Below are 14,867 nucleotides of genomic sequence, written 5' to 3' on the forward strand. Positions count from 1 at the left end.
CTTCGCCAAGGGGATCGTCCAGGCAAAGCGGCAGCCCGTTCCCTTACCCCAGATGCCGGAACAGCGCCTCGAACAAGGCGATGTTGCGCTGGTCGATGTCGTCGTCCACCGGCTCGGCCTGCGAGGAGAGCTTGACGACGACCACCTCGCTGGCGGGGTCCACCGCCAGCCATTGGCCGTGGATGCCGATGGCGCAGAACCAGTCGCCGCCGGAGCGATACCACTGGTTGCGATAGGCCCCGCCCGGCAGCAGCTCGGGGAAGTCGCCGCGGGCCCATTGGCCGCGGTCGCCGCCCTCCACCGTGTCGCGGACCCAAGGCCCGGGCACCACCCGGCCGCCGGGGCCGATGCCGCCCTGCCGCATCATCTCGCCCACCCGGGCGAGGTCGCGCGCCGTCATCGACACCCCGCCGGCGGCGCGTCCCAGCCCCACGGCATCGACGGTCAGCGCCACGGGCCCGCGGCAGCCGATCCGGGTCCAGACCCTTTCCTGGAACAGGTCGGCCAGCCGCGCACCGCCCGCGCGCTCCACCATCGCGCCCAGCATGTCGGAATTGGGCGAGCGGTAACGGAAGGCGTCGCCATAACCCCCGGGCAGCGGCGGGATGGTGCAGAGGAATTCGAGCAGCGTCAGGCCGTCCGTCCCCGGGTTCCACAGCATCGCCCGGCGGTAGCGGGCGAAGGGGCTGTCCGGGGTCAGATAGGCCTCGTCGAAATCCAGCCTTGTGGTCATGTCGAGAAGGTGCCGCAGGCTGGCCTCGCCGAAGGCGGAGCCCGCGGCCTCGGGCACGAAGCGGGTCACCGGGTCCCCGGGCGAGAGCCTGCCCTCGGCCTCCAGCGCCCCCGCCAGCAGCGCGGTCAGGGACTTGGAGATCGAGAACACCAGATGCGGCAGCGCCGGGTCGGCATGGGGCGCGGCCCAGTCGGCCAGCACCCGGCCGGATTTCATCACGCAGAAGAGGTCGGTGTCATGCGCGGCCAGATGCTCCGCCACCGTCGTCCCGCCCGCGCCGAGCGGCGCCTGCAACAGGGCGGGGTCCTCGGCCGGCGCCTCCGGGCGCGGATCGGCGGGAAGGCGGATCGCGCTCGGCACCAGTTCGGCAACGTTCTGGAAGGCCCAGCGGCTGAAGGGCGCCGTGCGCCAGTTCGCCAGCGTCACCTCTGCGCGCCGGAACCCGTAGCGCGCCGCGAAATCCGTTGCCATGCCTGCCTCCCTGTCCGTCCCGACAGGGGTAGCGCCCGGCCCGGCCCGCCGCAAGCCCCGCGGATTTTCGGCGAAAATCCGGGGTTCAGGCCAGCACCACCCGCGTGCCCCAGTCGCGGCAGGCCGTTGCCAAGGGCTCGGGCAGGGCCACATCGGTGAACACGGTGTCGATCTCGGACAGCGAGGCGATCCGCGCCGGGGCGGAGCGACCCAGCTTGGAGCGGTCCGTCACCAGGAAGCGGCTACGCGCCCGGCCAAGGATCGCCCGGCTGACCCGCACCTCGGCCAGGTCGAAGTCCAGCATGTCGCCGTCGAGGTCCAGCGCCGAAGTGCCGACCACGGCGAAATCGACCTTGAACTGCTCGAAGAACTGGGTGGTCAGTTCGCCCACCAGCCCGCCGTCCGACCGCCGCAGCGCGCCGCCCGCCACCATGATCTCGCAGCCCGGGTTGGCCAGCAGGATATTGGCCACGTTCATGTTGTTGGTCACCACGGTGATGTTCTTGTGGTGCAAGAGCTCGCGCGCCACCGCCTCGGTGGTGGTGCCGAGGTTCAGGATCAGGCTGGAATTGTCGGGGATCTCCGCCGCGCAGGCGCGGGCGATGGCGGCCTTGGCATCCTCGTTCATCCGCCGGCGCTGCTCGTAGCCGATGTTGACGACGCCGGTGCGCGCCACCGCGCCGCCATGCACCCGGTCGAGGAACCCCGCCTCGGCCAGTTCCGACAGGTCGCGGCGGATGGTCTGCAGCGTCACCTCGAAGCGCTGCGCCAGGTCCTCGACCCCCACCCTGCCCTCGGCCCGGGCGATGTCGAGAATCTCGCTCTGCCGGATGTTCATCGCCATGGAACGCCTTTCCCCATCGCGGCCGGTTACTTGCTGCGGTTGCATTCGTTATTGCGCGAATGCAGAAAATCCGGCCCTGCGGGCAGAGTATGATGCCGCCCTGGCATTTTCAAATGTTCGTTTTTCCGGCAATCGCGCAAAAACGAAAATTCCCGATTGACGACGGCCGCGCCCCCGGTGCAGGCTTTGCCCGCGGAAGGCGAAGCCCTTCCCGGGGGAGGATCCACATTGACCGAAGCGGCCCGGCCCGGCAGGACCGATCTCTTCATCATCGGCGGCGGCATCAACGGCTGCGGCATCGCCCGCGACGCCGCCGGCCGCGGGCTGACGGTCACCCTGGCCGAACAGGGGGATCTGGCGCAGGCCACCTCCTCGGCCTCGACCAAGCTGTTCCACGGCGGCTTGCGCTACCTGGAATATTTCGAGTTCCGGCTTGTGCGCGAGGCGCTGGAGGAACGCGAGACGCTTCTGGTCGCCATGCCCCACATCAGCTGGCCGATGCGCTTCGTGCTGCCGATCCACGCCGGGATGCGCTTCGACAGCGACACCCCGACCAGCCGGCTCTTGTCGGTGGTCATGCCCTGGATGCGCGGCCGCCGCCCGGCCTGGCTGATCCGGCTGGGGCTGTTCCTTTACGACACCATGGGCGGGCGGAAGATCCTGCCCGCCACCCGGGCGCTGGACCTGACCCAGGACCCGGCCGGAAAGCCGCTGAAGCCGAAGTTCCGCCGCGCCTACGAATATTCCGACTGCTGGGTGGAGGATTCGCGGCTGGTGGTGCTGAACGCCCGCGACGCCGCCGCCCGGGGGGCCACCATCCTGACCCGCACCCGCGTCACCCACGCCACCCGGCAGGGCGACGGCTGGGAGATCGCCACCGAAACCCCGGATGGCCCGCGCATCCACCATGCCAAGGTGCTGGTCAACGCCGGCGGGCCCTGGGTCGAGGATGTGATCCGCAACGTCGCCCATATCGCCACGCCCGAGGGCGTGCGGCTGGTGCGCGGCAGCCATATCGTCACCCGCCGGCTTTACGACCACGACCGCTGCTATTTCTTCCAAGGGGCGGACGGGCGGATCATCTTCGCCATCCCCTTCGAGCAGGACTTCACCCTTATCGGCACCACCGACATGGACCACGAGGGCGCGCCCTCGGAGGCCCGCTGCACCGAGGCGGAGCGCGACTATCTGCTGGCCTTCGCTTCGGAATATTTCGTCAGACCGCTGGCGGCGGAGGATGTGGTCTGGACCTATTCCGGCGTCCGCCCGCTCTACAACGACGGGGCGAAGTCGGCCACCGCGGCGACGCGCGACTACGTGCTGTCGCTGGACAGGGACGGCCCGCCCTTGCTGAACGTCTTCGGCGGCAAGATCACCACCTCGCGCCGGCTGGCCGAAAGCGCGATGGCCAAGCTGGCGCCGTTCTTCCCGGGACTGAAGGGCAACTGGACCGCCCGCGTGCCCCTGCCCGGCGGCGATTTCCCGCATGACGGCAAGGCGGCGCTGACCGCAAAGCTGCGGGCCGAATACCCGTTCCTGACCGACTACCACGCCGCAAGGCTGATCCGCGCCTATGGCACCGAGGCCTTCGCGCTGCTCGGCCCGGCGAAGGCCATGGAAGACCTCGGCCGCGATTTCGGCGCCACCCTGACCGAGGCCGAGATCCGCTGGCTGACGGCCCGCGAATGGGCGCGGACGGCCGAGGACGTGGTCTGGCGGCGCAGCAAGCTGGGCCTGCGGCTGAGCGCGGAGCAGATTGCCGCGATCGGGCAACACATGACGGAAGGCCGGGCGATCACCCCGGCCGCGGAATAGGGAAACGGCATGACGCTGGAGCTTCAGGGCGTATCGCGGGCGGCCGGCGGGCGGGTGCACATCCACCCGACCAGCCTGACGCTGGCGAAGGGCACGATGAACGTGCTGCTGGGGCCGACGCTGGCCGGCAAGACCAGCCTGATGCGGCTGATGGCCGGGCTGGACGCGCCGACGCAGGGCCGCATCCTGTGGGACGGCACGGACGTCACCGGCGTGCGGGTGCAGGACCGCGGCGTCGCCATGGTCTACCAGCAATTCATCAACTACCCCGGGCTGACGGTCTACGAGAACATCGCCTCGCCGCTGCGCATCCTCGGCCGCGACCGGGCGGAGATCGACCGCGCGGTGCGCGAGACCGCCGAGATGCTGCGGCTGACGCCGATGCTGGACCGGCGCCCGCTGGAGCTGTCGGGCGGCCAGCAGCAGCGCTGCGCGCTGGCGCGGGCGCTGGTCAAGGGCGCGGGGCTGGTGCTGCTGGACGAGCCGCTGGCCAATCTGGACTACAAGCTGCGCGAAGAGCTGCGCGTCGAAATCCCAAGGATATTCGAGGCTTCCGGCGCGATCTTCGTCTACGCCACCACCGAGCCGGAGGAGGCGCTGCTGCTCGGCGGCAACACCGCAACGCTGTGGGAGGGCCGGATCACCCAGTTCGGCCCGACGCCGCAGGTCTACCGCCAGCCCGCCGACATGGTGACGGCGCGGGTGTTCAGCGATCCGCCGATGAACTTCGTCCCGGCGGTCAAGGCCAGCGGCAGCCTGACCTTCGGCGGCACCGCCCGGCTGCCGGCGGCGGGCGCGCTGGCGGCGCTGCCGGACGGGGAATATACTGCAAGTTTCCGCGCCAACCATCTGGACTTGCTGAAACATTCTCCGCAGGCGCTGGAATTTTCCTGCAGCCTGATCGTGACCGAGATCACCGGGTCCGAGACCTTTCTGCACCTGACCCATGGCGCCGACCGCTGGGTCGGGCTGGTCCATGGCGTGCAGAACCTTTCCCCCGGGGCCGAGGTGCGGGTCTGGCTGGACCCGGCGCACCTTTACCTCTTCGACGGCGCGGGCCGCCTTGCCGCCCCTGCCGCCTATGCCGACCTGAAGGGGGCTGCCTGACATGGCCCGGATCACGCTGAAGAACCTCGCCCACAGCTACCTGCCGGCGCCGAAGTCCGAGGACGATTTCGCGCTGAAGGAGATGGATCACGTCTGGGACGACGGCGGCGCCTATGCGCTGCTCGGCTCCTCCGGCTGCGGCAAGACCACGCTGCTGAACATCATCTCGGGCCTTCTCCGCCCGTCTCAGGGCCGCGTCCTCTTCGGCGACCGCGACGTGACCGACTCCCCGACGGCCGAGCGCAACATCGCCCAGGTGTTCCAGTTCCCGGTGGTCTACGACACCATGACCGTGCGCGACAACCTCGCCTTCCCGCTGCGCAACCGCGGCATGGACGCCGCCTACATCGCCGAACGGGTGCAGGACATCGCCCGGATGATCGGGATGGAGGACCGGCTGGACCGCAAGGCCAAGGGGCTGACCGCCGATGCCAAGCAGAAGATCAGCCTCGGCCGCGGCATGGTGCGGCAGGACGTCAACGCCATCCTCTTCGACGAGCCGCTGACGGTGATCGACCCGCACATGAAATGGGAGTTGCGGACCCAGCTGAAATCGCTGCACCGCCAGTTCGGCCATACCATGATCTACGTCACCCACGACCAGACCGAGGCGCTGACCTTCGCCGACAAGGTGGTGGTGATGTATGACGGCCGGGTGGTGCAGATGGGCACGCCGGAGGAGCTGTTCGAGCGGCCGGCCCATACCTTCGTCGGCTATTTCATCGGCTCGCCGGGAATGAACCTGTTCCCCGCCCGGATCGAGGGCGACCGCGCCATCCTCGACGGCGGCGAGGTGGCGCTCGGCGCCCGCTACGCCGCGCAGGGCCGCACCCAGATCGGCATCCGGCCCGAACATGCGGTGCTGACCTCGGGCCCCGGCCTGCCCGTCGCCATCCGCCGGGTGGAGGACGTGGGCCGCCACCGCCTTGTCCGCGCCGAAACCGCCGGCCTTCCGCTGAACATCGTGGTGCCGGAGGGAATGCCGCTCGGCCCCGAGCTGACCCATGTCAGCTTCGCGCCGGGCAAGATCAGCGTCTACGCCGACGACTGGCGCGTGGAGGGAGCCGCCTGATGGACAAGACCGTCAACAACAAGGCCTGGTTCCTGGTGCTGCCGGTGCTGGTGATCGTGGCCTTCTCGGCCGTCATCCCGCTGATGACCGTGGTCAACTACGCCTTCAACGACACCTTCGGCAACAACGAGTTCTTCTGGGCCGGCTTCGAATGGTTCGAGGACACGGTGAATTCGTCGCGGATGCACGATGCGCTCGGCCGGCAGATCCTGTTCTCGGCGATCATCCTGGCCATCGAGGTGCCGCTCGGCATCTTCATCGCGCTGAACATGCCGAAGAAGGGGTTCTGGGCCAGTTTCTGCCTTGTGTTCATGGCGCTGCCGCTCTTGATCCCCTTCAACGTGGTCGGCACCATCTGGCAGATCTTCGGCCGGGTCGACATCGGCCTTCTGGGCCGGGCGCTGGCCGCAATCGGCATCGACTACAACTACACCAACGACGCGCTGGACGCCTGGGTGACCATCATCACCATGGATGTCTGGCACTGGACCTCGCTGGTGGCGCTGCTGGCCTATGCCGGGCTGCAGTCGATCCCGCAGGCCTATTATCAGGCGGCGCGGATAGACCAGGCCAGCCGGTGGGCCGTCTTCCGCTACATCGAGCTGCCGAAGATGAAGGGCGTGCTGCTGATCGCCATCCTGCTGCGCTTCATGGACAGCTTCATGATCTATACCGAGCCCTTCGTCGTCACCGGCGGCGGCCCCGGCAATTCCACCACCTTCCTCTCCATCGACCTGGTGAAGATGGCGGTCGGGCAGTTCGACCTCGGCCCCGCCGCGGCCTTCAGCCTGATGTATTTCCTGGTGATCCTGCTGGTGTCCTGGGTGTTCTACACCGTGATGACCAACCTCGACCGGGAGAATGCGCCATGAAGATACGCCCCTCCGCGCTGGTCATGGCGGTCTACCTGATCTTCCTGATGGTGCCGATCTACTGGCTTCTGAACATGAGCCTGAAGACCAACACCGAGATCACCTCGACCTTCACGCTCTGGCCGCAGACCTTCACCCTGCGGAACTACGCGGTGATCCTGACCGATCCCTCATGGTATATGGGTTACGTGAACTCCATCCTCTATGTGGTTCTGAACACGGTGATTTCCATCACCGTCGCCCTGCCCGCGGCCTATGCCTTCAGCCGCTATACCTTCATGGGCGACAAGCACCTGTTCTTCTGGCTGCTGACCAACCGCATGGCGCCGCCGGCCGTCTTCGCGCTGCCTTTCTTCCAGCTTTACTCCAGCGTCGGCCTCTTCGACACCCATATCGCCGTGGCGCTGGCGCATTGCCTCTTCAACGTGCCGCTGGCGGTCTGGATCCTCGAGGGCTTCATGCGCGGCGTGCCGAAGGAGATCGACGAGACCGCCTATATCGACGGCTATTCCTTCCCGCGCTTCTTCATCCGCATCTTCATGCCGCTGATCGCCAGCGGAATCGGCGTCGCCGCCTTCTTCTGCTTCATGTTCTCCTGGGTGGAACTGCTGCTCAGCCGCACCCTGACCGCGGTGAACGCCAAGCCCATCGCCGCCATCATGACCCGCACCGTCTCCGCCTCCGGCATGGACTGGGGGGTGCTGGCCGCCGCCGGGATCCTGACCATCCTGCCCGGCGCCCTGGTCATCTGGTTCGTCCGCAACTACATCGCCAAGGGCTTCGCCCTGGGGAGGGTGTGATGACCGACGCCGCAACCGCAGCCCCCCGCCGCCCGAACTGGACGCTGATCGCGCTGGCCGCCGCCGCCGTCATGGCCGCCGCGCTGATCGCCCTCCTCCTCGTGGCCCCGAAGAAGGACGGCGCCATCGACTGGTTCGCGCCGATGATCCGCGGCGGCTGGATGGCCTGGACGCTGCCCATCGCCCTGTTCTTCTGGACCATCGCCTGCCTTCTGGTCGCCATGACCCTGCTGGCGATCCGCTTCCCCGAAACCCCGCGCATCGGCCTTCTTCGGATCGAGACCACGCGCGGCGACCGGCTGTTCATCAGCCTCTTGGGCTCGGCCTTCATCCATCTGGCCTGGCTGTTCTTCGCGGGACCGCCCCTCTGGGGCGCCACCGCGCTCTGCCTCGTCTATGCCGCGGCGGTGTTCCGCTGGGTCTAGGACAGGAAACGAAGCGCCCCGGGGCCTGCGCACGGATGCGACCCCAGCACCGGCCCCGGGGCACGAATGCGAAACCGAAGTGTCACATTCCACGGGAGGACTAGATGAGACACCGCCAGACCACAACCGCCATGGCGCTTGCGCTGATGGTTTCCGGCCTGCCCGCCTGGGCCGACATGGAGGCCGCCAAGGCCTTCCTCGATGCCGAGATCGGCGACATGTCCAGCCTCGACCGCGCCGGGCAGGAGGCCGAGATGCAATGGTTCGTCGACGCCGCCGCCCCCTATGCCGGGATGGAGATCAAGGTCGTCTCCGAGACCATCACCACCCATGAATACGAATCCAAGGTGCTGGCCCCGGCCTTCACCGCCATCACCGGGATCAAGATCACCCACGACCTGATCGGCGAGGGCGACGTGGTCGAGAAGCTGCAGACCCAGATGCAGACCGGCGAGAACGTCTACGACGCCTATATCAACGACAGCGACCTGATCGGCACCCACTGGCGCTATCAGCAGGCCCGCAGCCTGACCGACTGGATGGCCGGCGAAGGCGCGGCCGTCACCAACCCGGGGCTGGACCTGAACGACTTCATCGGCATCAAGTTCACCACCGCGCCGGACGGCCAGCTGTATCAGCTGCCCGACCAGCAGTTCGCCAACCTCTACTGGTTCCGCTACGACTGGTTCACCGATCCGAAGACCATGGAGGATTTCAAGGCCAAGTATGGCTACGACCTCGGCGTGCCGGTCAACTGGTCGGCCTATGAGGACATCGCCGAATTCTTCACCGGCCGCGACATGAGCTACATGGGCGGCCCGGCCAGCGGCGTCTTCGGCAGCATGGACTACGGCAAGAAGGACCCCAGCCTCGGCTGGCGCTACACCGATGCCTGGATGTCGATGGCCGGTATGGGCGACAAGGGGGAGCCGAACGGCCTGCCGGTGGACGAATGGGGCATCCGGGTGGACGAGAACAGCCGCCCCGTCGGCTCCTGCGTCGCACGCGGCGGGGCGACCAACGATGCGGCCGCGGTCTATGCCGTCACCAAGGCCATCGAATGGCTGCAGAAATACACCCCGCCCGAGGCGCAGGGCATGACCTTCGGCGAGGCGGGCCCGGTTCCGGCGCAGGGCAACATCGCCCAGCAGATGTTCTGGTATACCGCCTTCACCGCCGACATGGTGAAGCCCGGCCTGCCGGTGATGAACGAGGACGGCACGCCGAAATGGCGCATGGCCCCCTCGCCCCACGGCGCCTACTGGTCCGAGGGGACGAAGATCGGCTATCAGGACGTGGGCTCCTGGACCATCCTGAAGTCGACCCCGGTCGACCGCGCGCAGGCGGCCTGGCTCTACGCCCAGTTCGTCAGCTCGAAGACGGTGGACGTGAAGAAATCCCACGTCGGCCTGACCTTCGTGCGCGAATCCACCATCCAGCACGACAGCTTCACCAAACGCGCGCCCGAGCTTGGCGGCCTGGTCGAGTTCTACCGCTCGCCCGCCCGCGTGGCCTGGTCGCCGACCGGCACCAACATCCCGGACTATCCGAAGCTGGCGCAGCTGTGGTGGCAGAACATCGGCGACGCCATGTCGGGGGCGAAGACCCCGCAGGAGGCGCTGGACGCGCTGTGCGCCGAGCAGGAGAAGGTGCTGGAGCGGCTGGAACGCGCCGGCGTGCAGGGCGACATCGGCCCGAAGCTGAACGAGGAGAAGGACCCGCAGGAATGGCTGGACGCGCCGGGCTCGCCGGTGGCCAAGCTGGAGAACGAGGATCCCGCCCCGGAAACCGTCAGCTATGACGAACTGATCAAGTCCTGGCAGTAAGCCCAAGGTTTGCGGGCGGTTCCTCCCGGGACCGCCCGCAAATTTCTTCCAAGAAATTTGCCAAGAATTCTCCAGAATTCTTGGCGCTCACCGCCGGGGCTGCCGCTCGCCATGACCCATATCCTCGCCATCGACCAGGGCACCACCTCATCGCGCGCGATCCTGTTCGATGCGGCCCTGCGCCCCGTCGCCCAGGCCCAGGCCGAGTTTTCCCAGCATTTCCCGCAGCCCGGCTGGGTGGAGCATGATCCGGCGGACCTCTGGTCCACCGTCGCCTCCACCGCCCGCGCCGCCATCGAGAAGGCCGGCATCGGCAGCGATCGGATCGCCGCCATCGGCATCACCAACCAACGCGAGACCACGATCCTGTGGGACCGCACCACCGGCCAACCCCTGCACAAGGCCATCGTCTGGCAGGACCGCCGCACCGCCGACACCTGCGAGGCCCTGCGCGCCGCCGGTCACGAGCCGATGATCACCGCCCGCACCGGCCTGCTGCTCGACCCCTATTTCTCCGGCACCAAGGTGAAATGGCTGCTGGACCACATCCCCGGCGCCCGCGACAGGGCGGCGCAGGGGGAACTCGCCTTCGGCACCGTCGATTCCTGGCTGATCTGGAACCTGACCGGCGGGCGGGTCCATGCCACCGACGCCACCAACGCCGCGCGGACGCTGCTCTACAACATCGCCAGCAACGAATGGGACGCCGAGATCTGCGGCCTGCTCGACATTCCGATGCAGATCCTGCCCGAGGTGCGCGACTGCGCCGCCGCCTTCGGCGCCACCCGCCCCGACCTGTTCGGCCGCGAGATCCCGATCCTCGGCGTGGCGGGCGACCAGCAGGCCGCCACCGTCGGACAGGCCTGCTTCCGGCCGGGGATGATGAAATCCACCTATGGCACCGGCTGCTTCGCGCTGCTGAACACCGGGGCGGACCGGGTGCCGTCGAAGAACCGGCTCCTGACCACCATCGCCTACCGGCTGGACGGGCGGACGACCTATGCGCTGGAAGGCTCGATCTTCATCGCCGGCGCGGTGGTGCAATGGCTGCGCGACGGGCTGAAGATCATCCGCGAGGCGCGGGAAACCCAACCGCTGGCCGAGGCGGCCGAGGCCGCGCAGGAGGTGGTGCTGGTCCCCGCCTTCACCGGCCTCGGCGCGCCCTACTGGCGGCCCGACTGCCGCGGCGCGGTCTATGGCCTGACCCGCAACTCCGGCCCGGCCGAATTCGCCCGGGCGGCACTGGAAAGCGTCGGCTACCAGACCCGCGACCTGCTGGAGGCGATGCGGGCCGACTGGGGGGCCGCGGCCGAGGGCGTCTTGCGGGTGGACGGCGGCATGGTGGCCAGCGACTGGACCATGCAGTTCCTGGCCGACATCCTGGGCGCGCCGGTGGACCGGCCGGTGGTGACCGAGACCACCGCCCTCGGCGCCGCCTATCTGGCCGGGCTGCAGGCCGGGCTCTGCCCGCCGCCGGAGGACTTCGCCAGGGCCTGGGCGCTGGAGCGCCGCTTCGCCCCCGCCATGGCGGCGGAGGAGCGCGACCGCCGCTATGCCCGCTGGCAGCGGGCGGTGCAGGCGACGATGTCGGTATGAGCTTCGCGATCCTCCAGCCGCCGCGCATCCTGTTCGGCCGGGGGACTTCGGCGCAGGCGCTGCCGCTGGCGCAGGGCTTCGGCCCGCGCGGTCTGGTGGTGCATGGCGCTTCCCCGGAGCGGGCCGTTGCCGTCCTGGGCGGGCGGATTTTCGACGAAAATCCGGGGCTTCTGGCGATCTCCGTCGCGCAGGAACCCACCCTGGCCTTGCTGGAGGCCGCCCTCGCCCGGGCCCGCGGCCATGCGCCGGACTGGGTGCTGGCCATCGGCGGCGGCTCGGTCCTCGACATGGGCAAGGCGCTGGCGGCGCTGGTGCCGGCCCCGGGCGGGCCGATGGATCATCTGGAAGTGGCCGGGCCCGGCTTGCCGCTGCCTGCCCCGCCGCTGCCCTTCGTCGCGGTGCCGACCACAGCGGGGACCGGCTCGGAGGTGACGAAGAATGCGGTGATCGGCCTGCCCGGTCACGGCCGCCCCGATCACGGCCGCAAGGTCAGCCTCCGCGACGACCGGATGATGGCGCGGATCGCCATCGTCGACCCGGCGCTGACCGACCAGTGCGCGCGGGCGGTGACGCTGGCCTCCGGCCTCGACGCGGTGACGCAGGTGATCGAGCCCTATGTCAGTTGCAAGGCCACGCCCTGGACCGATGCCATCACCCGGCCGGTCCTCGCCCGGGGGCTGGCGGCTTTGGTGCGGCTGATGCAGGGCGAGGAAGCGGGCGCAAGGGATGCGCTGGCCTGGACCTCGCTCTGCGGCGGGCTGGCGCTGGCGAATGCCGGGCTCGGCGCGGTGCACGGACTGGCGGGGGTGATCGGCGGACGGACCGGCGCGGCGCATGGTGCGATCTGCGGCGCGCTTCTCGGGCCGGTGCTGGCGATGAACCGGCGGCTGGCCCCGGGACCGCGGGTGGAGGAGGTCTGCGGCCTGATCGCCGGCGTGCTCGGCGGCCCGGCGGCAGAGGCCCCGGCCCGGCTGGCGGCCTGGGCCCGGGCGGAAGGCTTGCCGGGGCTAGCGAACCAGGGGCTGCGGGCGGCGGATCACCGGGAGGTGGCGGAGGCGGCGCTGGAGTCCAGTTCGATGAAGGGCAATCCGGTGCAGCCCGCGGTGGAGGACCTGATCGCGGTGCTGGAGGCCGCGTGAGGCGGGCGGGAGAAGGCGAGGCACTGCCTCGCCCCCGCCCGTGCGGATGGGTTCACCCGGAGGCGGCGGTCACAAAAAACCCGAGAGGCCAGCGCCCGACCCGGCGGGCGAGAAGCGCCCGCCGAGGGCGGGGCGGGCGCTGGCCGGACCTTTGAGGCCCGGCCGGGATGGTTGATATGGTGCGCGGTGGCGAAGGCAATGGCCTTCGCCAAGGAGAGGAAATCCGCCCCTACAGCACCCCCGCCAGCACGTTCACCGCAAAGGCCAGAACGCCGAGGTTGAAGAAGAAGGCGAACAACCCGTGCAGGGTGACGGCGCGGCGGATGGCGCGGGAGGAGATCGCCAGGTCCGCGGTCTGGCAGGTCATGCCGATGGTGAAGGCGAAATAGACGAAATCGGCGAAGACCGGCTCGCCGCCCCCCTCACCGCCTTCGGGAAAGACGATGCCGCCGGCATCCTTCTCCCCCACCCGGTCGTAGAACAGGTGGCCGTAGTGGAAGGCAAAGACCAGGTTGGCGAAAAGCCAGGCCAGCACCAAGGTCGCCCAGACCAGCGCCGCCTGACCGCCGCCGCCCGTCTCGCCGGCCAGCCGGGCCATCGCCAGCAGGATCGCCACCAGCACCGCCGCCGCGGTCAGGAGCAGGAAGGCCCGCCCGCCGTCGTCGCGGGCGGCGCGGGCGCGGGCGGCCTTCGCCCCGTCGGCCCGCCACAGCGGCAGCGCCGAGAGCAGGAACACCGCGGCGCCGAGGTCGAAGCCGAGGATCAGCGCGCTTTCCAGCGGCAGGCGCAGCGCCAGCGCCAGCGTGGCGGCGGCGAAGACCGCCAGGAAGATCAGGAAGCGCAGGTGGGGGATGGGGGACATCGCGGCCTCGGGATGCAAGGGCCGCAGGATGCCGCGGGATGGCCCGCCGATCAACCGCCGGGCCTTGCGGCGCGGCCCGGCTTTGCCGAACATGGGGCGCACAGGCAAGGAGAGGCCGATGACCGGACTGAAGCTGCGTATCCTGTTCCCCGAGGTGATCCTGGGGCCGGGCAAGGCGGAACTGCTGGAAGGCATCCGCGACACCGGCTCCATCGCCGCGGCCGGGCGGCGGATGGGGATGAGCTACAAGCGCGCCTGGATGCTGGTGGAAGAGATGAACGCGGCCTGGCAGCCGCCTCTGGTCTCCAGCGCGCGCGGCGGCCCCGGCGGCGGCGGCGCGCAGCTGACCGAGGCCGGGGCCGAGGTGCTGCGGCTCTACCGCGAGGTGATGGCGCGGGCCGAGGCGGCGGTGGCCGAGCCGGTGGCGGCGCTGGAGCGGATGCTGAAGGTCAGGGATATGTCCAAGGGAAAATAGCGCTTGCGCCGGGCGGGGCGCAGGCTGTTATGTTTCCCCCGACATATCGAACGGAGGAATCATCATGTCCCGCCGCATCCTTGCCGCCGTCCTGGCGCTCGGCCTTGCCACCCCCGCCGCCGCCGAGGAGGTGGTGGTCTTCGCCGCCGCCTCGATGAAGACCGCGCTGGACAAGATGGCCGCCGACTTCCAGGCCGCCACCGGCAATACCGTGACCATCAGCTATGCCGGGTCGAACGCGCTGGCCAAGCAGATCATCGAGGGTGCGCCGGCCGACATCTTCGTCTCGGCGGCGGTGAACTGGATGGACGAGGTGGAGAAGGCCGGGCTGGTGGCCGCGGACACGCGCCGCGACATGTTCTCCAACGCGCTGGTGCTGGTGGCCGCCGGCGACGCCGCGCCGGTCGAGATCGGGCCGGGCTTCGACCTGGCGGGCCTGTTGGGCGACGGCAAGCTGGCGATGGCGATGGTGGATTCGGTGCCGGCCGGGCAATACGGCAAGGCATCGCTGGAATCGCTGGGCATCTGGAGCGCGGTGGAGCCTTCGGTGGCGCAGGCCGACAACGTGCGGGCGGCGCTGGCCTTGGTGGCGGCGGGCGAGGCGCCCTACGGCATCGTCTATGCCACCGATGCGGCGGCCGAACCGGGGGTGACGGTGGTCGGCACCTTCCCCGCCGACAGCCACCCGCCGATCACCTATCCCGGCGCGCTGCTGACCGGGGCGGCGGACCAGGCCGACCGCGACTTCTACGCGGCGATCACCTCGGACGCCGGCGATGCGATCTTCGCCGAAGAGGGCTTCGTGATCCTCGACTGAGCGTGTAGACCCG

15 protein-coding genes are annotated in these 14,867 nt (G+C 69.3%); 12 read left to right on the forward strand and 3 right to left on the reverse strand.

Annotation, left to right across the window (positions count from 1 at the left end; translation table 11 throughout):
- Positions 1-43: 43 nt before the first annotated feature.
- Positions 44-1,204 carry a serine hydrolase gene (locus tag G5B31_RS16680; protein ID WP_165019340.1) on the reverse strand — a complete coding sequence of 387 codons (1,161 nt, stop codon included), beginning with the start codon at positions 1,202-1,204 and terminating at the stop codon, positions 44-46.
- An 85-nt stretch (positions 1,205-1,289) separates the two neighbouring features.
- Positions 1,290-2,048, reverse strand: a complete 759-nt coding sequence (locus G5B31_RS16685; protein WP_165019341.1) for a DeoR/GlpR family DNA-binding transcription regulator — start codon at positions 2,046-2,048, stop codon at positions 1,290-1,292.
- On the opposite strand from G5B31_RS16685, the gene G5B31_RS16690 reads away from it, so the two are divergent.
- From G5B31_RS16690 to G5B31_RS16735, 10 genes are all read left to right on the forward strand, one after another.
- Positions 2,047-2,208 (forward strand): hypothetical protein, encoded by a 162-nt coding sequence (locus tag G5B31_RS16690; protein WP_165019342.1) that lies wholly within the window; start codon positions 2,047-2,049, stop codon positions 2,206-2,208. The genes G5B31_RS16685 and G5B31_RS16690 overlap by 2 nt on opposite strands.
- A 68-nt stretch (positions 2,209-2,276) precedes the next feature.
- Positions 2,277-3,863, forward strand: coding sequence for a glycerol-3-phosphate dehydrogenase (glpD, locus tag G5B31_RS16695; RefSeq protein ID WP_165019343.1), 1,587 nt, complete (start codon positions 2,277-2,279; stop codon positions 3,861-3,863).
- A 9-nt stretch (positions 3,864-3,872) separates the two neighbouring features.
- A complete protein-coding gene (locus G5B31_RS16700) occupies positions 3,873-4,970 on the forward strand; it encodes an ABC transporter ATP-binding protein (RefSeq protein WP_165019344.1) in 1,098 nt (365 codons plus the stop codon).
- Between the two features lies 1 nt (position 4,971).
- On the forward strand, positions 4,972-6,042 hold the full coding sequence (locus G5B31_RS16705; protein WP_165019345.1) for an ABC transporter ATP-binding protein: 1,071 nt from the start codon (positions 4,972-4,974) through the stop codon (positions 6,040-6,042).
- The gene (locus G5B31_RS16710; RefSeq protein WP_165019346.1) at positions 6,042-6,914 is read left to right on the forward strand and encodes a carbohydrate ABC transporter permease; all 873 of its coding nucleotides are present in this window, start codon (positions 6,042-6,044) and stop codon (positions 6,912-6,914) included. The genes G5B31_RS16705 and G5B31_RS16710 overlap by 1 nt, the downstream gene beginning before the upstream one ends.
- A complete protein-coding gene (locus G5B31_RS16715) occupies positions 6,911-7,714 on the forward strand; it encodes a carbohydrate ABC transporter permease (protein WP_165019347.1) in 804 nt (267 codons plus the stop codon). Before G5B31_RS16710 ends, G5B31_RS16715 begins: the two co-directional genes overlap by 4 nt.
- Positions 7,714-8,139, forward strand: a complete 426-nt coding sequence (locus G5B31_RS16720; protein ID WP_165019348.1) for a DUF2160 domain-containing protein — start codon at positions 7,714-7,716, stop codon at positions 8,137-8,139. Before G5B31_RS16715 ends, G5B31_RS16720 begins: the two co-directional genes overlap by 1 nt.
- A 104-nt stretch (positions 8,140-8,243) precedes the next feature.
- Complete coding sequence (locus tag G5B31_RS16725) at positions 8,244-9,965, forward strand: ABC transporter substrate-binding protein (protein ID WP_165019349.1); 1,722 nt, start codon at positions 8,244-8,246, stop codon at positions 9,963-9,965.
- Between the two features lie 111 nt (positions 9,966-10,076).
- On the forward strand, positions 10,077-11,561 hold the full coding sequence (glpK, locus tag G5B31_RS16730) for a glycerol kinase GlpK (RefSeq protein ID WP_165019350.1): 1,485 nt from the start codon (positions 10,077-10,079) through the stop codon (positions 11,559-11,561).
- Positions 11,558-12,700 carry an iron-containing alcohol dehydrogenase gene (locus G5B31_RS16735; RefSeq protein ID WP_165019351.1) on the forward strand — a complete coding sequence of 381 codons (1,143 nt, stop codon included), beginning with the start codon at positions 11,558-11,560 and terminating at the stop codon, positions 12,698-12,700. Before glpK ends, G5B31_RS16735 begins: the two co-directional genes overlap by 4 nt.
- A 229-nt stretch (positions 12,701-12,929) precedes the next feature.
- On the opposite strand, the gene G5B31_RS16740 is transcribed toward G5B31_RS16735, so the two are convergent.
- On the reverse strand, positions 12,930-13,562 hold the full coding sequence (locus G5B31_RS16740; protein WP_165019352.1) for a DUF1345 domain-containing protein: 633 nt from the start codon (positions 13,560-13,562) through the stop codon (positions 12,930-12,932).
- 118 nt (positions 13,563-13,680) lie between these two features.
- On the opposite strand from G5B31_RS16740, the gene G5B31_RS16745 reads away from it, so the two are divergent.
- Entirely contained in the window at positions 13,681-14,037 is a 357-nt protein-coding gene (locus tag G5B31_RS16745; protein ID WP_205911991.1) for a winged helix-turn-helix domain-containing protein, read from the forward strand.
- A gap of 64 nt (positions 14,038-14,101) precedes the next feature.
- The gene (modA, locus tag G5B31_RS16750; RefSeq protein ID WP_165019353.1) at positions 14,102-14,854 is read left to right on the forward strand and encodes a molybdate ABC transporter substrate-binding protein; all 753 of its coding nucleotides are present in this window, start codon (positions 14,102-14,104) and stop codon (positions 14,852-14,854) included.
- Positions 14,855-14,867 lie beyond the last annotated feature (13 nt).

Origin of the sequence: Rhodobacter sp. SGA-6-6, assembly GCF_011043545.1 — a bacterium.
Taxonomy (GTDB): domain Bacteria; phylum Pseudomonadota; class Alphaproteobacteria; order Rhodobacterales; family Rhodobacteraceae; genus Pseudogemmobacter.